This window comes from Acidaminobacter sp. (assembly GCF_030247605.1).
In the GTDB taxonomy this organism is placed as follows: Bacteria; Bacillota; Clostridia; order Peptostreptococcales; family Acidaminobacteraceae; genus Acidaminobacter.
In genome coordinates this window covers 115285-134992 of record NZ_JAOTSB010000004.1, presented here as the reverse complement: position 1 = coordinate 134992, position 19708 = coordinate 115285, and the positions used below count along the sequence as shown (strand labels likewise).

15 protein-coding genes are annotated in these 19708 nt (G+C 47.9%); 13 read left to right on the top strand and 2 right to left on the bottom strand.

From position 1 onward, the window contains the following. Positions 1-4: 4 nt before the first annotated feature. The 8 genes from OEL90_RS03380 (at position 5) to OEL90_RS03345 (ending at position 10355) form a co-directional block, all read left to right on the top strand. Positions 5-1996, top strand: coding sequence for a DHH family phosphoesterase (locus tag OEL90_RS03380; RefSeq protein WP_291404529.1), 1992 nt, complete (start codon positions 5-7; stop codon positions 1994-1996). Next, positions 1993-2436 (top strand): 50S ribosomal protein L9, encoded by a 444-nt coding sequence (gene rplI, locus OEL90_RS03375; protein ID WP_291404530.1) that lies wholly within the window; start codon positions 1993-1995, stop codon positions 2434-2436. The genes OEL90_RS03380 and rplI overlap by 4 nt, the downstream gene beginning before the upstream one ends. A 150-nt stretch (positions 2437-2586) precedes the next feature. Then, a complete protein-coding gene (locus OEL90_RS03370) occupies positions 2587-3576 on the top strand; it encodes an AAA family ATPase (protein ID WP_291404531.1) in 990 nt (329 codons plus the stop codon). After that, a complete protein-coding gene (locus tag OEL90_RS03365) occupies positions 3573-4802 on the top strand; it encodes a DUF58 domain-containing protein (RefSeq protein ID WP_291404532.1) in 1230 nt (409 codons plus the stop codon). The genes OEL90_RS03370 and OEL90_RS03365 overlap by 4 nt, the downstream gene beginning before the upstream one ends. Before the next feature lie 74 nt (positions 4803-4876). Next, positions 4877-7021 (top strand): transglutaminase domain-containing protein, encoded by a 2145-nt coding sequence (locus OEL90_RS03360; RefSeq protein WP_291404533.1) that lies wholly within the window; start codon positions 4877-4879, stop codon positions 7019-7021. Continuing rightward, positions 7012-8352, top strand: coding sequence for a replicative DNA helicase (dnaB, locus tag OEL90_RS03355; RefSeq protein ID WP_291404534.1), 1341 nt, complete (start codon positions 7012-7014; stop codon positions 8350-8352). Before OEL90_RS03360 ends, dnaB begins: the two co-directional genes overlap by 10 nt. A 12-nt stretch (positions 8353-8364) precedes the next feature. Further along, the gene (locus OEL90_RS03350) at positions 8365-8928 is read left to right on the top strand and encodes a GNAT family N-acetyltransferase (protein ID WP_291404535.1); all 564 of its coding nucleotides are present in this window, start codon (positions 8365-8367) and stop codon (positions 8926-8928) included. Positions 8929-9065: 137 nt separating this feature from the next. Further along, the gene (locus tag OEL90_RS03345; RefSeq protein ID WP_291404536.1) at positions 9066-10355 is read left to right on the top strand and encodes an adenylosuccinate synthase; all 1290 of its coding nucleotides are present in this window, start codon (positions 9066-9068) and stop codon (positions 10353-10355) included. Positions 10356-10433: 78 nt separating this feature from the next. Here OEL90_RS03345 and OEL90_RS03340 read toward each other — a convergent pair whose 3' ends face one another. Together OEL90_RS03340 and OEL90_RS03335 are read right to left on the bottom strand one after the other, a co-directional pair. After that, on the bottom strand, positions 10434-11411 hold the full coding sequence (locus tag OEL90_RS03340; RefSeq protein WP_291404537.1) for an ATP-binding protein: 978 nt from the start codon (positions 11409-11411) through the stop codon (positions 10434-10436). Between the two features lie 74 nt (positions 11412-11485). Beyond that, a complete protein-coding gene (locus tag OEL90_RS03335) occupies positions 11486-12163 on the bottom strand; it encodes a DnaD domain protein (RefSeq protein ID WP_300687115.1) in 678 nt (225 codons plus the stop codon). Positions 12164-12755: 592 nt separating this feature from the next. Between OEL90_RS03335 and OEL90_RS03330 the strand changes: the two genes are divergently transcribed. The 5 genes from OEL90_RS03330 to OEL90_RS03310 all read left to right on the top strand — a co-directional run bounded on the left by OEL90_RS03330 (position 12756) and on the right by OEL90_RS03310 (position 19708). Next, positions 12756-14213, top strand: coding sequence for a M23 family metallopeptidase (locus OEL90_RS03330; RefSeq protein WP_291404539.1), 1458 nt, complete (start codon positions 12756-12758; stop codon positions 14211-14213). Positions 14214-14549: 336 nt separating this feature from the next. Continuing rightward, positions 14550-15257, top strand: coding sequence for a response regulator YycF (gene yycF / locus OEL90_RS03325; protein ID WP_291404540.1), 708 nt, complete (start codon positions 14550-14552; stop codon positions 15255-15257). 5 nt (positions 15258-15262) lie between these two features. Then, positions 15263-17050 (top strand): sensor histidine kinase, encoded by a 1788-nt coding sequence (locus OEL90_RS03320; RefSeq protein WP_291404541.1) that lies wholly within the window; start codon positions 15263-15265, stop codon positions 17048-17050. Between the two features lie 239 nt (positions 17051-17289). After that, on the top strand, positions 17290-18090 hold the full coding sequence (locus tag OEL90_RS03315; RefSeq protein WP_291404542.1) for a hypothetical protein: 801 nt from the start codon (positions 17290-17292) through the stop codon (positions 18088-18090). 97 nt (positions 18091-18187) lie between these two features. Further along, positions 18188-19708 (top strand): hypothetical protein, encoded by a 1521-nt coding sequence (locus OEL90_RS03310; RefSeq protein ID WP_291404543.1) that lies wholly within the window; start codon positions 18188-18190, stop codon positions 19706-19708.

The following is a 19708-nucleotide window of genomic DNA, read 5'->3' as shown; positions in this document are numbered from 1 at the left end:
TGAAATGGGAAATGCCAAATTCCTCAAATTATTTAAGCCGGATGCGAAAATCTATCTCGGCATCATAGGCGTTCTCGTTCTGATCCTGATGTTCTATAACCCTTATATAGGCGCTATAGGCGTATTGGTATTGATTTACCTCAACGTCTACGCCTGGCGGTCGAGCAGACAGAGAAACAAACGCTGGCAAAAGTACATTGAAGAATTGTCGAGCGACATCGATTCCGCCGCGAGGTACGCGATCCTCAACTTGCCCATACCGCTGACGCTTGTGGATTTTGACGGCAGAATCACTTGGTACAACTCTAAATTCAGCGAGATAATCGACGAACGTGAGCTGATCGGTTCAGAGCTGGAAGGCGTGGTCCCCAGCCTGGACCTCGATGAGATCTTAAATAAGAACGAGACGCCGGATGTCAAGGTTGGCGAGCGCTATTACAAAGTTTATGCCAACGTCGTCAAAACAGACGAAAAGGATGCTTCCAGGGTCATAGTAATGCTTTACTGGATTGACGCGACGCCATTCAGAGTGCTGAAGGACCAGTATGAAGACGAGCGTCCGGTGGTCGCCTTGATCCAAGTGGACAATTATGATGATGTCATGAGTGAAACCAAGGAGGACAAACGGCCGTTTCTCACCTCGGAAATCGACCAGAAGGTCAATCTCTGGGCTTCCCGCATGAACGCGTTGATCAAAAAATATCAAACGGACAAATATCTTGTGCTCTTTGAGGAGCGGTATCTGGAAAATCTGGAAGCCAAGCGGTTTTCGATCTTGGATGATATCCGTGAAATTGAAGTGGGCAACAAATTTCCAATGACCCTGAGTATTGGGGTAGGCGTTAACGGGCGAAACCTCAACCAGGCGGAAGAGTATGCCTTCAGTGCTCTGGAGCTGGCGCTTGGAAGAGGCGGAGACCAGGCGGTTGTCAGGAAGAGGGGCAATTTCGAATTCTATGGCGGCAAGGCTAAAGCGGTAGAAAAAAGAAACAGAGTTAAAGCGAGAATTATCGCCCACGGCCTCAGACCTCTAATTGATGAAGCATCCAACGTCATCATTATGGGGCATAAGTATCCTGATATGGACTGCTATGGCTCCGCTATTGGGATCTACAGGGCAGTCATCAACCGCGGCAAGGATGCGCATATCGTTTTGACAGGTGTCAATGAAGCGATCAAGAGCGTCCACAAAATGTTTTCGGACAATCCGGTTTATCATTTTGTGACAGGGGAACAAGCTTTAAATATGGTACAGAAAGATACACTTCTAGTCATTGTTGATACCCATCGGCCAAGCTATACAGAATGCCCGGAACTGCTCGATAAAATTTCAAGAGTCGTATTGATCGACCATCATAGAAGAGGCACTGAGTTCGTTGAAAATACCGCGTTAAAGTACCACGAACCCTATGCGTCCTCAACTTGTGAATTGGTCACTGAAATTTTGCAGTACATGGACAACAAAGTGACTGTTGAAAAAATCGAAGCCGAAGCTTTAATGGCCGGGATCGCTGTCGACACTAAAAACTTTACATTTAAGACGGGCGTCCGTACTTTTGAGGCAGCCTCGCTTCTCAGGCGATTTGGTGCAGATACCACAGTCGTCCGGCAACTGTTTCAGGATGATCTTGAGACCTTTATCGCCAAGTCGACTATTGTGGGCAGCGCTAAGCTGTATGACCATGGCATTGCCATTTCTTACTGCCTGGAAGACATTCCTAACGCCCAGCTGATCGCAGCACAGGCAGCAGATGAGCTTCTCGATATCCGGGGTATTTCAACCTCGTTTGTCATTTCAGTCAACAAAGACCAATTGATTTTCATCAGCGGCAGATCTCTTGGTGACGTCAACGTTCAGATCATTCTGGAAAAAATAGGCGGCGGTGGCCATATGACGGTCGCGGGCGCCCAGCTTTCCGGCTGTTCGCTTGAGGAAGCTACGAATCAGTTGCTGAAAGCCATAAAGGACTATTTTGAGGAAGGTGATAAGTCATGAAAGTCATACTATTGAAGGATATTAAAGGAACAGGTAAAAAAGGACAAGTTATTGAAGCAAGTGATGGCCATGCCCGCAATTATTTGTTCCCAAGGGGACTTGCCAAGCCCGCCACAGATTCCAGCGTACGTGAACTTGAACATCAGAAGGCATCTGCGGATAAACGCAAGGAAAAGGAAGTGGATGTATCCAAAGCACTGGCACAGCAACTGGAGGCAATCAGTTTAAAATTTGCGGTTAAGATTGGCGAAGGCGGAAAACTGTTTGGCTCCATTACAACGAAAGACGTTGCTGAAGCCCTCGAAAAACAACACGGCATCAAGATAGACAAGAAGAAACTTGAGCTCGTTCCAATCAAGTCCACCGGAACGACACACGCTGAAGCCAAGCTGGCTCACGGCGTCCATGCCAATATCAAAATTGAAGTCGTCGAAGGCTGATCAAGTCCCAGTGCCATTCAAATTGAAGCCTGTAATAAGTCAAGTTTAAGTGATTGCTTGACGCCAGTCCCTCATAGCTGCTGCCAACCGACCCTGCTGATGAACGAACTTCTTCATGCAGGGTTTTTTCAGAAGGAGAGTGAATCCACTGTGGTCACAGTACCTGAACCCGGAAATGCCGAAACTTCTGAACAGAATCCAAAGGCTTACTGCAGAGCCAGGCTGATAGAAATAGAGCAAGCAATGCGCCGGTTTTTCATGGGACGCGAAGAGACCCTGAAAATGGTGCTGGGGGCTTTTTTCAGCGATGGTCATGTCCTGGTTGAGGATGTGCCTGGCGTTGGTAAAACCACACTGGCGAAAACACTCGCTCAGTGCATGGAAGTGGCATTCAGAAGAATTCAATTTACTCCGGATCTCATGCCTTCGGATGTTATAGGCGTAAGCTTGTTCGACCTCAAGTCCGGCACCTTCAACTTCAAACGCGGACCTGTGTTTACGAATATTTTAATGGCGGACGAAATCAACAGATCTTCGCCCAAAACGCAGTCCAGTTTGCTGGAAGCCATGGAAGAGAGACAGGTCACCATGGATGGTCAGGTATATCCCCTCGAAAGACCATTTATGGTAATCGCGACGCAAAATCCTGTCGAATTCGAAGGGACATTTCCCCTCCCGGAAGCACAGCTGGATCGTTTTATGGTAAGAATTGATATTGGTTATCCGGATGCCCAGACAGAGATCGATATCTTAAAAAAAGAGACTTTGCGTCAAGATTATACGATGAGCCATCCCATATCCAAGACAGATCTCCTGATGATTCGGGAGACAGTTGCCGAAATAGAGGTCAGCGACGCCATCTACAGTTACGTTCAAAGGCTCCTGGACGCTTCCAGGCACCATCATGATCTGCACTATGGTTTAAGTCCAAGAGCGGGGATCGCGCTGGTCAGGATGTCGAAATTCATGGCACTTATGGCGGACCGACCCTATGTGACGCCGGACGACATCCGCCTGGTGGTTTTTCCCGTCATGGCCCACCGTCTCGTCATTAAACCGGACGCAATGTATCGCGGCATAACTGAGCGGGAGGTCGTTCGTCAATTGATCGAGATGGTTCCGGTGGCGAAAAAACAATGACCAGAGTGTTTGAAGTTGACCGCGGCGTCCTTATAAGAATTCTGTTGGTGGTTTCAGTCTCGGTCCTATTGGTGCTGATTACCGGCGCCAGGTTCTTCTATCTGACAACGGCGCTCCTGTTGGGCGTCCTCCTGGTGAACGGATTAATTCTCTGGACAAATATCCTCCTCCTCGTTTCGACTTTTCACATCAGCGCCTCTGTCTTGACAGCCGGGGAAACCCTGACAATCCAGTACCGGCTGTTGAATAATTCGATTCTTCCAATTTTTCATCTGTCAGTGAAGCCCGTAATTTCAAAGGAGCTTGGTGAGGTTGAGTTTGACTTCCGACACTACGTCTTCAGGCCTTATGAAATTCAGGAAATCGAACGCCATCTGAGGTGTGATCGAAGAGGTTTTTACACGGCCGGAGAAATTGTCATGAAACTCAGCGATCCTCTGAAGCTCATGACATGGACCATGACCAGACTGAAGCCTATTGAGGTTGCCGTTTATCCCAGAGTCTACCCATATCGAAAGCCTAAGCTCGAGGCAGTGGAGCTCTTTGGCGCACGTCGTTCCTCAGATCAGCGAAAGGAAGACCAGACCTCGGTAAAGTCCGTCAGGAAGTATCATGAAGGCGACAGCGCCCGCAGCATCCATTGGGCGCTCACCGCGAAAATGGCGGAGCTTCAGGTCAAAGAGTACTCAAATGCCAGCAGCAAAAAGACCTATGTTTTTGCCGATGGTTACGAATCCCCACAAATCGCCGAAAGTCCTTCCGAAGCGAAAGCTTCAGCGCTGCGCTTCGATGGCATCGCAGAAGTGGCAGCTTCCATCCTGACGGTACTGCTGAGAGAGGGCACCGAAACTGTGATGCTGATCAACGATCGCCGCAGAACGGAAGCCCACGGCCGCCAGTATCGCCATCTAGGCCTGTTTATGGATAAACTCACCGCCTTTTTGCCGGATGGCCCCCTGGCCTTTCCGGAATTTCTGAGCCGTGAATCCAGACGCTTTCAGGAAGGCGCAGAGTTGATCGTGATTTGCGGACCGCTGGATCCCGTGATGCAGGAGACATTGAGAGGGTTGGTGAAACGACATTTCAGAGTGATCTGCTATAGCCTGGACCCTGAGTGGGACGCTATAGATCCGCATCAAACCAACGGGTTGACCCTATCCCTTCAAACAGTCAAAAATCTTCAGATTTTCAGATTGTCTGAGGCGTCAGCGCTCTCTAAGCTTTAAAACAGGGTATCCATGCGCAGGGGGCAATGTCTTGCCTTGCGTTGACGCGCCACAGCCGCAGGAGGTGAGCTTATATGCCGCAAAAAGATAGGATCCCACTGGTCCTAGCAGGTTTGATGCTGGCGGGTATGCTCGCACACATCCGCGCCGTGACGGGGATTGAGACGTCGTCCCTTTTTATTGCTGTGCTGACAGTCAGTTCGGCATTGGCGCTTTACAGTGCTGAGCGCTTCGCAGCCGTCAGAGTGATGGCGCTCATTGGGAGTCTGATCCTGGTTTTAATGATGCTGGTGAGTCCGCTGAGCCTTCATCCCCTCATGCCGGCCTATCAGGCTATGAAAGCTGCCCAAACTTTTGAGCAGGGATTGATGGGAGTTCGCGGTTTTTCAAACCTGTTCAACAGTCTCTTTTATTACGCCCTGGATTACGAAAAATATCCTTTTCAATCACCACAGCTGTTTTTCTCACTAATGGCCTGGGGGTTGACATCAGCGGCTTGGCTGATCTTCAGAAGTCCGAAAAGCAGGCGAGTAAAACTTTTTTTGCCGATGGTTTTGGTACTGTCCGCCTGGTTCCAAGGTTACGGGATCGACACCGGTTTCATGCTTTACTTTGCCGGCTATACGGGGTATTTATTCACCAATTCCGGGGAACGCGGCTACAGCGGCCTTATCCTGTCTGGAATGGCCATACTTATTGGAATAGGCATTTACACTGTTTTTCCGGTGGAAAAGACCATCCAGCTGCTGGACGAACGTTTTGGTCAAGTCGCCTGGCTGAGGTCAGAATACTCACCCTTCTCAGGTGGAAACTTCAGTTTCTCAGATACGATTTACGAGCCACTTGGTGAAAATCGTCTGGGAGGTCCGGTTACTCTCAGGCGTGACCGAATTTTTTCAGTGCGAAGCGATCACGGTGGCCATCTGTATCTCAGAGGGCGCGTCCTGACGGTTTATGACGGAAAGTCCTGGCAGGTAGAGACAGGCGAATTTGAAAACTTCTATCTCGATCAGCCGGCACCGCTCAGAGGTTCCGGAGATGTTCGGTATGATCTCGAGATCTTTGGAATCGACATAAATACAAAAACCCTGTTCGCACCCCTTGGCGTCGCAGGCATTGACGTCCCACCCGGGATCCTCCGGCGAGACCGTTATGGGATCATCTATTTGGACCGGCCTATTGAGTCACTCGAAAATGGTTACCGTATAGCGACTATAGAGCCGCAGCCCAGCCGTCTGGAATCCGGGACGGAGTATTTTCAACTTCCTGAAAATTACTCTGAAGCGGTTAAGACATTGACGGCATCTCTGACAGCCCAGACAGCGGATACACGCGGCAAGGCCGAAGCCATTCGGGAATACCTTCTCACCTTGACGTACAATTTAAGCCCTTCCATACCGGGTGATGAAGTGGATTTTGTAGAACATTTTCTGTTTGAAGAGCAGCAGGGATACTGCACCTACTTTGCCAGTGCCATGGTCATCATGTCCAGGGCAGCCGGCATCCCTGCCCGATACGTAGAGGGCTTTCTCACACCTTATGAGTCAAATGCTGACGGCGATTACGTTGTCACCGCAGACAGGGCACACGCCTGGGCCGAACTCTATCTTGACGGCCGGTGGACCGTAATGGAAACCACGCCTTCTTATGTAGCGGAAACTGAAACATCCAGTAATCCCGGGCCTGTTTTGGAGCCAAATGTAACAGACGACCTCCCTGTACGGCCTCAAGATGACATAGAAGAAGACCCGTTTGAAGTGGATGGTCAACCGTCACAGCGTTTTCCCGCTTACGGTATTTGGCTGGGTGGATCAGCGCTGCTGTTCATTCTGTTGATTTTGGCTTTTTTTGTCCGCCGATGGTGGCTGAACGCCCAAAATGAACTTCATCTGACAATCAAACTTGCGGATGATGTCATGACGCTCCTGATTCTGAAATGCGGCCTTGACGCCTGGACAGGAATGACACCAAAGGAAGTCATTTACCAATGTGCCTCACAGATGCCCAATCAAAGTGAAAATCACTCTGCGGGCATTGATCCGTCAAAACTGACTGGCTGGGTTGAAAATGCCTACTATGGCAATTACAGAGACGAATTGACAGCAGCGTCGCTAAAACAATTTAGAGACGACTTTGTCAAGGGCGAGCGCAACTGGGTAAAAAAATGCAGGTATTTGTACTGGATTTACTTGAAAGGGGAAAGATCAACATGGAGTTGAATCCGAAACTGCCTCCGCACAATATCGAGGCGGAGCAGTCGGCGCTTGGCGCCATGATCCTGGATAAAGGCGCCATCAGTGATGTGGTTGAGATCATTGAGAGCGGAGATTTTTACAAAGAGGCCCATAGCGAGATCTTCAGCGCCATTCTGAGGCTATACGGAAGAAATGAGCCGGTGGATATTGTGACACTGTCGGACGACCTTACCAGAGCCGGCATGCTGGAAGCCGTGGGCGGCATTGAGTATTTGTCGGATCTGACGAGTTTTGGCGTCTTGTCGACCAACGCACGTCACTACGCAACTATAATAGAAGAGAAATCCATGCTCAGAACCTTAATCCGAACGTCATCAGAAGTTTTGGAGAGAGGTTATGACAACGAAGGTGCAGACACGCTGCTGGAGTTTGCAGAGCAGACCATCTTCGATATTTCACAAAAGAAAAACAGGATGGGACTCGAACCAATAAGAGAAGTCCTTATTAAGGCCTACGAGCGCATTGAGGCGCTTTATGCCTCAAAAGCTTCAATTACCGGTTTGTCAACGGGCTTCAAGGATTTGGACTATAAATTGAGCGGTCTGCAAAAGTCGGATTTGGTCTTGGTTGCTGCGCGACCTTCCATGGGTAAAACCGCATTTGCCTTGAATCTTTGTCAGAATGCCGCGCTGCGCAACGACGCTTCTGTCGCGGTCTTCAGTCTCGAGATGAGCAAAGAGCAGCTGGTACAGCGGATGCTGAGCTCAGAAGCCCAGATTCCCATGCAGAATATGAGAAATGGCAAGCTGGCTGAGGATGACTGGGTGGCACTGACTAAGGCGATGTCCAAACTCTCTGCCGCGAAGATTCATATTGACGATACCCCGGCCATAACGCCATTGGAGCTTAGGGCCAAATGCCGGCGCCTTAAAATGGAAAAGGGTCTGGACATGATCATGATTGACTACCTGCAGCTCATGAATGTATCCGGACGCGCCGAGTCGCGACAACAAGAGATCTCGACCATTTCAAGGTCGCTGAAGGCCATCGCCCGTGAAATGGATTGCCCGGTGGTGGCACTGAGCCAGCTTTCACGAGCACCGGAACTTCGAGCCGACCATCGGCCAATGCTCTCTGACCTTAGGGAATCCGGAGCGATCGAGCAGGACGCGGACGTCGTCATGTTCCTATACAGGGACGAGTATTATGACAAAGAGTCAGAGCGCAAGAATATCGCTGACCTGATTATCGCCAAGCAGCGTAACGGCGAGGTGGGAGATGTCGAACTGGTTTGGCTGGGACAATACGCAAAATTCGCCGACAAAGCCCACTATGTGGACGAACCGGTTTTCTAGGAGGTATGTCGATTGCCTGATGTTGAGGTGCGCCCGCTGAGGCTGAGAGATGTGGCACAAATGGCACAATGGGGAAAGCATGAGGATCTCCGGTTTCAAGCTTACAATTTTATAGGGCGCAATGTTTCCGATTTTTTGTCTTGGTACCTCATGAAGCGTCAGCCCTTCAGAAAATGGGTTTACGGCGTTTTTGCGGATCAGCTCCTGATAGGCTATATCACCGTGAAGCAGTATAACAGAGAACAGAAGTCAGCAGAAATGGGCATCAGCTTCAATCCCGACTGGACATCCAAAGGCTTCGGTACGGAGGCGGTGAAACGATATCTTGAACTTGTTTTTGAGCGGTTTGATCTCGAGCGGGTTTGGCTCAAGACAGCATCCTTCAACGCCAGGGCGATCCGATGTTATGAGAAAGCCGGATTCGTGACTTATGATCTGCAGCGGGAGCCCTATGAAGATCAAGCTATGCCGATTACGCTGGTCAATCAGTGGCCGGAGTGGTTCGAGTATCACGATGAACTGGCTTGGATGGATTATATCTATATGGAGATCGAGAAACGGGATAATGAAAAATAATGTTCGTTATAAGACGAACATTAAGTGCTCTTGTTGAACAAATATACGAAAAACGTTTGACTTTAGAACGCAACTCTGTTACGATAATGCCTGTGATCAGTTAAACCAAGAATATCCAATCTAATGAGGTGACCAGAATGGCAACAGTCGTCATAGTAGGCGCTCAGTGGGGCGACGAAGGCAAAGGAAAAGTGATCGACTATCTTGCGCGTGAAGCAGATGTCGTCGTTCGCGCACAGGGCGGCAATAATGCCGGCCATACTGTAGTTGTAGGTGATAAAAAGTACGCTCTCCACCTGATCCCTTCAGGCGTTCTCAATCCGGATGCCCTGAATCTGATAGGCAACGGCGTCGTTTTTGATCCAGAGGGATTTTTGAAGGAAATTGAGGGACTTAAAAAAGACGGCGTTGCCACGGACAAGATCAAGGTCAGTGAGCGCGCGCATCTCATATTCCCATACCATAAAGAACTCGACCGCCTTTCGGAAGACGCGCTGGGCGACATGAAAATTGGCACGACTAAAAAAGGCATTGGTCCATGCTATATGGACAAAGTTGAAAGAATTGGACTTCGAGTCGGTGACATGGAAGACTGGGACCGCTTTGAAGCCCACCTCCGAAGCAACATTCGCAGAAAGAATGACATCATTGTCAAACTTTACGGCGGTTCACCGCTTTCTGAGGACGCTATTGTGGCAGATTACAAAGTCTTTGCGGCGCAGGTGCTTCCTTTTGTTGCAGATACGGGGATTCTCGTTCACAATGCTGTTACGGAAGGCAAAAAGGTGCTGTTGGAAGGTGCTCAAGGGACCATGCTGGACGTGGATTACGGTACGTATCCGTATGTTACAAGTTCCCATCCGGTTTCAGGTGGTTTTGCTGTAGGCTGCGGCATAGGACCAAACCAGATTGAGGAAGTATTGGGTATTGCCAAAGCCTACACGACCCGAGTCGGAATGGGGCCATTCGTCACTGAACTGGATGACGAAGTAGGTAACGCGATCCGTATCAAAGGCAATGAGTTTGGTACGACCACCGGCCGGGCAAGACGCTGCGGCTGGCTGGACGCGGTAGTGCTTCGGTATTCTGCGCGCATTAATGGTATGACCTCTGTAGCGCTGATGCTGCTCGACGTCCTCGGTGGATTTGAGGAAATCAAGATCTGTACGGGATACCGTTACAAGGATGAGATTCTCACGGAGTATCCGGCGAAGCTTTCCGTGCTTGAAGTCTGTGAGCCTGTCTATGAGGTCTTTGAGGGCTGGCAGGAGGATCTGAGCACCGTTACGTCTTATGACGCGCTGCCGGTTAACGCAAAGCGCTACATTGAGCGCATAGAAGCACTCATGGGTATTCCGGTAAAGATCGTGTCAGTGGGTCCAAAGCGCGATCAGACTATTGTGCGTGGGACTATTTACAGGGCATAAATTGAATGAAATAAAATGGAAAAGGGAAGTTGGTGATTATACCAACTTCCCTTTTAGCGTTTATATGGCACTATTCTATCAGACTTCCCAGCGGAGATCTTTTCCGTAGAAGTAGAGAAAGCGAAATTCACCGAACAGCCTGGAAGCGACGCGCTCACTATAGGTTTCTCGTAGTTGAACCGGCGTTAGGTTGGTGGAGAGAATCATAGGCTTCTGTCTGAGCAGGCGCGTATTGATGAGGTTGAAAATCTCGGTATTTGTAAAGGTATTCACCATTTCCGTGCCCAGATCATCAATAATCAGAAGATCAGACTCAAAGAGCATCTGATAGGCTTCCGCTGCTTCAGAACGGCCGGTTTCGCTGAAGGTATACTTTTCAAGCAGTTTGATTAAACCAAACGCCGTCTGGTAAATCACAGTGTGTCCCTTGTCCAGAAGCGATTTAGCGATTGCATGGCACAGAAAGGTTTTTCCCAGGCCAGTAGCGCCGTAGAACAGAAGATTGTCGTATCTGTTCCCAAACTCGTGGACAAAACCCTCGCTTATGGAGAGGATCTCGTTCATATTCGACCGTGGTGTTAGGGCTTCGCTTTTAAAAGGCTCATCACTGAACAATGACATATCAAAAGTTGAAAAATTCTCGCGGCTCAGAACGCCTTTCAAATTGGACATATCATATGCGTACTCTATGAGCTGTTGGCGGTAGCATTTGCAAAGACGCCCATCCGGGAGATGCCCGGTATCTGAGCAAAGAGGACAGGTATAATGCAGTTCCGCATAATCGAGAGGAAAATTGTGCTCAGTCATGAGAAAGGCCCGCTCGTTCTTTAGTTTCTTCATGGCTTCTTCCAGGTCTTTAACAGCTTTCTCAGGATCAACTTGGCCGTAAAGGACTAGCTTTGAGAGTTTTAAGCCGGTTCTGGAAATCTCCTCATCAATGGCACGAATTTGTGGAACTCTATCATAAATTTCATTTTTTCGCCGTTCCTGATCGTATCTGGCACGATCACGGCGCATTTGGTAAGCGCTTTGGATGTCGCGGATGCGATTTTTCATATGATGTGTCCGGCAAACAGGCTTGCTGAGGCGCTGCTCCAGATCCGATCCCCCTTTTAATTATGATTATTGTGCTACTTTTTAGACCGCAATAGCTTTTCGAGATCCTCCGGAGAATAGTCATCTCTCTTTGGCTCAAACTCGTGGAAACGGTTTTTGGAACCGGTTTTCACGGGCTCCCTTGACTTTGAAGTGCTCTGCGACTCAGCATTGGAGGCCTTTGCAGAGGCGCGTTCCGCCATGTAGTTTTTATATTTCTCAACGGTATCAATCTTATTTTCGATAAGGTTTTTCACGACTGTATCCATATAATTCATATTGGCGTTCGAGGTTCTTTTGCTGGCTTCCTTGATGACTTCACACAAAAAATCAAGATCCAGCTGATCTCTGTCAATCCAACGGTCAATAATTTCGCGGTCTCCGCCGGATACTGTCCTGTTGCTGTATCCCAGCAGCCTGTAAATCTTTCTGTAAGCGGTGTATGCCTTACCGCTTGATTTCATGAGTTCCTCAGCTTCCTCCGGGCTCAGAACACCCTGGTCATACCAACTGCGCAGGACGGCACCGACATAATTGACGTTCTTTACGTTTTTTTGCTCTACAGAGTATAGGAAAGCTTTGATAATCAGCTCAGGTGACAGGTTGAATTCAAACACCCAGCTCAAGACCTCGGAGCGTTCATTTGGCGTGAGCTGCCGCCTCATGATCTGGTCAATGCTATAAAACATATCTCTAATCTCGGCATTTTTCATAGAGTCGATCAAATCACCTGAAGAAGGCTTGGAATGATCCGGGTCCAAATTTTTTGGAGAGAAATTATTGTCTAGGTAGAGTTGTCTCAGAGATAAAAATTCAACATCATAATCATTGGAGCTCCCTTGGGCTTCATCTTTTGAATGCTTTACAATGATTTTCTTCTTTTCCCAAAAATCCCAAGCCGACAATACATCTTCCAATGGTATGTTTAAATGGCGGGAAATGGAACGGTGATCGCTTTTTATACTTAAATTTGCATCTCGTGCCAATTTGTATCCCAAAAGGTAAACTTTAACAAAAGTTCCATTAGCCATTGGCATAAAGTCGTTAATAAATATATTTTCTATGGAAGTTGTACCAAAATCAACCTTTTCTTCTTGTAGATGGAACCCCATGGCATTCCCTGCTTTCTATTGAAAATACAACGTTCTTTTTTGAATTCGAGCATTTTTATTATATCACAAAAGAAATTTGATTTTGTAATTAGTTTGGAAACGATTTTTATGGTATACTGATTGAGGATTTATTAAGAAATCATTAAATTCTGATTTCTGTTGTAACAAAATCTAAAGAACACAGGAGAGAATTATGCAGCTTAAACAGATCCAGAAAAGGATTGCAAAGGGTCTTGAATCAGGCGAAGCTATGCTGCGCCGAGCATCGGGCAAAACCTTGAAAAAACTTGACAGCTCTGTTATTACCCCTGCAGATTTCGATACTCATAAACATGTCGATTTCTTCAAGCGCAACCGATATGCCACGTCTGTGGTCGCGGCTATGCTTGCTGTCGCTGTTTCGAGCGTATTTACGCTGGAAGCCGGTTCATTTTCATCAGTTCAGTCAAGTGACCTTCAATCCGTTGAAGTTCAATCACCAAATCAAATCATGCTGGCATCGACTTTTTCCGAAGCCGGTATTGCAGAAAAAATGCCTCTGATTCCAGAGGGCGCGAAAAAAGCGACTTCGGATATTGCAGAACTCGTAGAGGACGCTGCTTCTTTTGATGCGCCTGCTCTTGAGGGCTATGCGGTTAAAATTGACGGCGTTGAGTATGGTTTTTTTAATTCAGAAAGTGAAGCTCAAAACGTAATCGATACCTTAATGTCGAACTTCACTGCGGATAAAGACATTATTGAAGCCTACTTCAAAGAGACAGTCGAAGTTGCTGCAACAAGAAAAGAAGCGGGTTTGTTTAAGGCATTCAGCGTTCCTGAAAGATCCGTTGAGTACATTATGAAGGGCACTGACCAGGAAAAGATCCACGTCGTCGAATCGGGCGAGAACTTCTGGACAATTTCACAAAAGTATCAGATCTCAGTTGAGGATCTTGAAAAGGCTAATCCAGGTATTACACCTGAGAAACTTCAGATTGGCGAAAAAGTCAGTTTGATGGTACCGGCTTCACTCGTTACAGTTTGTACGGTGGAGAAAGCTGTCTATAAAGAGCAGATTCCATTTGAGACAGTGGTTAAAGAAGACGCCTCTACATATAAGGGGACCAACAAAGTGACTACTTCCGGTTCAAACGGTGAACGGGAAGTGGTTGCCAATGTCGTCAGAGAAAATGGCATTGAAGTGAACAGAGAAATTCTCAGCGAAAAAGTTATAGCAGAACCTACGACAAAAGTCGTTGTCAAGGGCACCAAAGCCAGACCAGCAACCGTGGGATCCGGCGTATTGGCTAAACCTGTATCCCGCGGCACTGTCACCTCACCATTTGGTACCCGTTGGGGCAGAAGACATAACGGGATTGATATAGGGTTGTCTACTGGTACAGCTATTAAGGCTGCGGATGGTGGAACGGTCACCTTTTCCGGTTATGACGGCGGCTACGGCTATACGATTCGCATAAGTCACGGAGACGGCGTAGTCACCGTGTATGCGCATAACTCCAAGCTCCAGGTAAAAAAGGGCGACAAGGTATACAAAGGCCAGCAAATCGCGCTTAGCGGCAATTCCGGAAGCAGTACAGGTCCGCACCTTCATTTTGAAGTCAGAATTAATGGCGTGCCTAAGAATCCGTTGAATTACATTAAAATGAATTAGAGTATATAAAGCTTCAGGAAGCCACATTTCCTGAAGCTTTGTTTTTTAGGTCACTGAATGTGACTAGTAGTACATTCCGGAAATAACTGTGCAATAAAAAATGAATTATAAGCCTGAATTTTGCCAGCAGGTTTTACGTTCTTTTGCATAGATATTTCAAGAACGTTGTACTAGTACAGGGATTTAGGAAAGCAGGTGATCAACTGCGAGGATAGGGGCTGGAGAAACTATATTCTTCGACAACATCCCTACCTAGATCCATTTTTTTGGCCTTGTGGACAATTGAACATTTGTACGTTAGAATGATATTAATCCTAGAGAAACGGGGTGGCACCAATGAATCCACGCAAAGTGCTAGTTGTAGACGACGAAAAACCGATTTCGGATATCATACGTTTTAACCTGACCAAGGAGGGTTATCACATTATTACCGCCTTTGATGGTGAAGAAGCGCTGCAGCAAATGAAAGCAGAGCAGCCGGATTTAGTGCTTCTGGATGTTATGCTCCCGCGGCTGGATGGTTTTCAGGTCTTGAAGAAAATCAGAGAGGGCAGCCAAGTCCCCGTGATCATGCTGACCGCAAAAGAGGAAGAGGTCGACAAGGTACTTGGGCTTGAGCTTGGCGCGGATGATTACATCACCAAGCCGTTTGGCATGAGAGAGTTGATCGCGCGAGTCAAAGCCAATCTGAGACGAACAGAGCCTGCAGGGGCGGACTTTCCGGGGGCATCTGTTCAGAATCAAATGCTTGAAGCCGGCGAATTGAAAATTGACTTCGAACGCTATGAAGTGACCAAGAGATCCACGGTTATTGAGCTGACGCTGCGTGAGTTTGAGCTCCTGAAATTTCTGGCAACTCAAGATAATCAGATTTTCACCCGTGAGCAGCTGCTGAAGGATGTTTGGGGTTATGAATACTTTGGCGACATCCGTACAGTGGACGTTACTGTGCGCCGTTTGAGAGAAAAAGTTGAAGATGATTCCAGCAATCCAAAATATATTTTGACCAAGCGCGGTGTCGGTTACTATTTTAAAAGGTTTTAGAGCTTATGTTCAAAAGCATACGTTGGAAGTTTACCACCATTTATTTTATGTTGGTTTTTATTGGTATGATCATAGCGGGTGTCATTATTGTTGAATCCTTTGAGCGCTATCACATGGATGATGTTTCAAGGCGCCTGTTGAATCTGACGGAACTGATCAAGCCTCAAATTGAGCGCTATGTGGATCAGGGTTTTGACAGTGCCGAAATCAGAACGATTATTCAAAACCAGAGTGAATTGGGCTTTAGGGAAGAGATTTTCATAATCAATGGCTCAGACTATAAAATTGCGGCAACCAGTACGCAGAATGTTGGCAGAAGTGCCGAGGAATTTTTGGATTTTGAGTTGCTGGTGGAAGGTCTTAACGGAAAGACCTCTGAGAAAAGCATCACTATAGAAGATGAAGGTTACCTGATCAGGACCATGGACCGTGTAGAACCCATTCTGGATGGGGGACAGACGGTCGTCGGGCTCCTCTATATCAGGTATGACCTGACAGATGTCTACAAGAGCCTTTCGGAATCCAAGGCGACTATAGTCCGCGCGACACTGGCGGCCCTCGGGATCACTATTCTCCTGGGCTTTATGATCGCGCGTACGATTACGGAGCCTATCAACGATGTGACTGAAAAGGCAGCCAAAATGGCTGCAGGTGATTTTGACCAGAAGGTGGATGTAAAATCTAATGACGAAATAGGGAAACTCGCCGAGATGTTCAACGTTTTGACCAGTGAATTAAAAACCAGCATGGACGAAATCTCCCGGGAAAAGAGCAAACTCGAAGCCATTCTTCATTATATGGATGATGGCCTGGTTGCAGTGGATCGGGACGGAGATATCATCCATTTAAATCCGAAAGCCCTGGAGATGTTGGAATTACCGTTTCGAGCTGAGCGGATCGATCAGATTTTAAAGGAAATAGACCCGAATCTGACTATGAACCAGATTGTGGAAGATGGAACACGCTGGTCCGGCAGCAGGATCATAGATTACAAAGGATCCACCTTAAGGGTTAACTACGCGCCGTTTGAAAATGTCAGGGGCATAAAATCCGGGTTTGTCTTCGTGCTTCAGGACGTCACGGAGCAGGAGAAACTCGACCGCATGAGGCGGGACTTTGTGGCAAATGTGTCCCACGAGCTGAAGACGCCCCTCACGAGCATCAAGTCTTATACCGAAACACTCCTGGACGGAGGCATTGACGACCCGGAAACGGTACAGCAATTTCTCGGTGTTATTGATGGTGAAGCGGACCGCATGGCGCGTCTGGTCAGGGACTTGCTTCAGCTGTCTAATTTTGACGCCAGGACAGCCAACCTTCATTTGGAAGAGCACGACATGCTGCATTTGATTCGTCAAAGTATCAAAAAACTCGAAACGGCATATAAGCCGAAAAGGCAGTGGATCAAAATCAATGCCCAGGAAGAGTCCATGGTTTCAACCTTTGATTATGACCGCATGGAGCAGGTGTTGATCAATGTCATTGGCAATGCGGTCAAATATACACCGGAGGAGGGCAAGATCACCATTTTTGCCTCAAAACTGCCTAAGGAACTTGTTTTGCGAGTTTGCGACAACGGCATGGGGATCCCGGAGAAAGACTTGTCGAGAATATTTGAGAGATTTTACAGAGTGGATAAAGCCAGATCGAGAGCGCTCGGCGGCACGGGACTCGGACTTTCAATCGCCCAGCAGTTTGTGGAAGCACACGGAGGCAGTATTGCCATTGAATCGACGGTCGATATTGGGACGACTGTGACGATTCGGTTGCCGGTTGTGGCACCATCGGCATAAACTGTTTTATAAATAAGCTGATTAGCGCTAAACATGGTGAAAACGAGGACAGTTTGCTGGTAACGTCTAAATTGTGTAAAGAGTTCTTAAAACTGATGTAATGGAACTGTAACATGCGTGCGTTATAATGAATTTATCCAAGTTGAAAGTGTCGAAGTGCGCCGGTGATTTTTTAAGTGCATGAAAATCCTAAAGGTGGACTTCTTTCTGGAGAAATGCTTCGCATTGAGGTGAAAATTATGAGCATGCGTGTTCTTCCGCTGATCCTTACAGCGATCAGGTCACGGGGTATGGCATTGGTCAGGGCGGCAGCGGTATTTGTTCTGCTGGCTGCGTTTGCCGGCGTCCCTGGATATGCCACTGCTGTAACAGATCGTGAAATGGCGGGATCGATCGAAATTCTGGAACCTAAATATGGCATCAGCAACGAGGTCTTCATTCGGGACAATCTGTTTCTTTCAGTGCGCCTGCTCAAAGATATTGATGTGTCTATGAGTATAGTGCGCTGGGATGGCTATGACATCGTTAGAAACCTTGAAAAGTTGAGGCCTGTCAAGCTGGCTGACAGTTTCGCGAATGAATACAGAACTACGGTCTATCGCGGTCAGGTGATCGATGCTTTTGTAAATGCTTACGAAAAGCGAATACGCGCTGAGTTTGATCTTAACCGGGTTCAGGAAGAGATTAAAATGAAGACCGGATTCATCAGCCAATACGAAATGGACCTCCTTGTGGAGCGCCGCAACAAGGCATCCCGTGATTTGAGCGCCATCATGATTGAATATGATGCAGCGGCGTATCAGTTCAGAAGGATTGCCCAAGTGACGGTCTATAGCTGGCAGGATGTCAAAGTAGGCGCCATTCCGACCTTTAGAGTGACCCTCGAGAAGCCGGCCATTGGAACCTATCTGATTAACTTCAGACGCAATGATGTGAACCGGACCATCAAAGTGGAGCGCATCACTGTTCGCGCCATGGATTCCGCTCAGGATCTTCCGAACAATGCCTATAATGTCATCAAGAGCAGTTTGTCGCAATAAGCCTATGACCCCACGCTCAGAGCAGACGTGGGGTTGTCGATTTTACATGGAAATGTTTAGTGCATCAAGTCAGCTGAGAAACTATGGAGGGTCTCGGATGCTTCTGGAAAAAGCGAAATCCGCAATACTGATGGTGCTGTTCGCCATCTGCGCCTATCTGGCGGGACAATTCCTGCTGGACACCAGTTCCATAAGTGCTCGGGCCGGTTCCGCTGGCGGAAACGTTCAGGTGAGTGTGAATATCGAAGACCTTTTAAACCCCCAAGGCTATCAGGTCAGCTTTGGGGGTGGCTTGTATTCAGGGCACTTCGATACCGGTCTGAAAAACAGCCTCTGGTCAAGCGCCAAGGGGCTTATTCGCGGTGCCCTTGAAACTTCTGATTACACCGAGGCAGATCAGGCCCTCTGGGACGAAGCTGTGACTCAGCGCAGCGTGACATTAAAGCTGCCTTTTGCCATGACAATGGACCAGATTCTTGTCGCCGCTGGCTCTGATGTGTCTCGTGATCTTCTTGGCACTGCAGCGTTCGATGTGATCATTATTCCTACTGCTGAGCCAGGCAGCGTCTTTTTGGGGAATCGATCAGAAGCGAGATTTGTCAGTTTCAGCTACAGCACCGGCAGCGCCAGTGGTGCTGAAAGTCCACAGAGTGAGGTGTTAGCCGCGCTTCTGACAGAAATTGAACAGGACGAAATGACGGTTGAATATAAGCGGATCGAAGACACTTTTTCACTCAGGACCATTTTGGAAAAGCCTGATCAAGTGTACAGAGAAAATCACATTATTGAACCCATTGTCGCCATGCCAACCTTTGAAAAGGTGCGTGTCCAGAACGAATTCAGCCTGGAAACCCTCAGTGAGGAGCAAGAGCGCTATTATGCTGACATTGCCTTTGGGGCGCGATTTGACTTCGTCAAGCGCGTTCGGGAAGTAGACGGATCAGTGGTTTATCTTTACGGCTACGGAGATCGGGCGCTCAGATTTGGCGCTCAAGGGCGTCTGGAATATCAAGAGCGCTTCCGGGGTGGAAGTACCTCTGATGAAATCCTGAGTTTCAAAGATAGTCTGACAAAAGCGGTTGCTGAGCTCAGAAAATATGGTGAGTTTCCTGAAGGCTTCTATCTCAAATATTTTACTGAAACAGAGGACGCGCCGGGAGTCAGAGTCAAGACTTTTCATTTCAGCCATCGTCATCAGGGCCTCCCAACAGACTTGTCGAATCGTGAGATGCCATATACGGCGACCGTTGAAATTACAAACGACCAGGTGACCTACCTGATGAAGAGCTACAAGGACATCCAGCGTCTTTTGCCAGCAGCAGCGCCTTCAAATCAGATCCTCAGTTTGGATAGACTGATCGAAAGCCAGTTTGACCTTATTTTGGAAGACTATCTGACGCTGAATCCTGAAGCGGCAGCATCAAAAGATGACTTTGGCTTTGTCTATCAGATTTTGCATGACATCACAGAATACGAGCTCATTTATTTCCTCTCCCGTGACAATAATGTGCTCACGTATTTACCTGCATGGCACTTGGGGATTGGCGGCAACCACTATTATTTTGACCTATACACCGGCGAGCTGCTTCAGCGCGTTCCGACACAGGCGGTGAAGTAA

What these genes read in the sequence shown, in the direction of transcription:
- OEL90_RS03380 (WP_291404529.1), top strand. Translation starts at nt 5, where the DNA reads ATGGGAAATGCCAAATTCCTCAAATTATTTAAGCCGGATGCGAAAATC.
- rplI (WP_291404530.1), top strand. Translation starts at nt 1,993, where the DNA reads ATGAAAGTCATACTATTGAAGGATATTAAAGGAACAGGTAAAAAAGGA.
- OEL90_RS03365 (WP_291404532.1), top strand. Translation starts at nt 3,573, where the DNA reads ATGACCAGAGTGTTTGAAGTTGACCGCGGCGTCCTTATAAGAATTCTG.
- OEL90_RS03360 (WP_291404533.1), top strand. Translation starts at nt 4,877, where the DNA reads ATGCCGCAAAAAGATAGGATCCCACTGGTCCTAGCAGGTTTGATGCTG.
- dnaB (WP_291404534.1), top strand. Translation starts at nt 7,012, where the DNA reads ATGGAGTTGAATCCGAAACTGCCTCCGCACAATATCGAGGCGGAGCAG.
- OEL90_RS03345 (WP_291404536.1), top strand. Translation starts at nt 9,066, where the DNA reads ATGGCAACAGTCGTCATAGTAGGCGCTCAGTGGGGCGACGAAGGCAAA.
- OEL90_RS03340 (WP_291404537.1), bottom strand. Translation starts at nt 11,411, where the DNA reads ATGAAAAATCGCATCCGCGACATCCAAAGCGCTTACCAAATGCGCCGT.
- OEL90_RS03335 (WP_300687115.1), bottom strand. Translation starts at nt 12,163, where the DNA reads ATGAAAAATGCCGAGATTAGAGATATGTTTTATAGCATTGACCAGATC.
- OEL90_RS03330 (WP_291404539.1), top strand. Translation starts at nt 12,756, where the DNA reads ATGCAGCTTAAACAGATCCAGAAAAGGATTGCAAAGGGTCTTGAATCA.
- yycF (WP_291404540.1), top strand. Translation starts at nt 14,550, where the DNA reads ATGAATCCACGCAAAGTGCTAGTTGTAGACGACGAAAAACCGATTTCG.
- OEL90_RS03320 (WP_291404541.1), top strand. Translation starts at nt 15,263, where the DNA reads ATGTTCAAAAGCATACGTTGGAAGTTTACCACCATTTATTTTATGTTG.
- OEL90_RS03315 (WP_291404542.1), top strand. Translation starts at nt 17,290, where the DNA reads ATGAGCATGCGTGTTCTTCCGCTGATCCTTACAGCGATCAGGTCACGG.
- OEL90_RS03310 (WP_291404543.1), top strand. Translation starts at nt 18,188, where the DNA reads ATGCTTCTGGAAAAAGCGAAATCCGCAATACTGATGGTGCTGTTCGCC.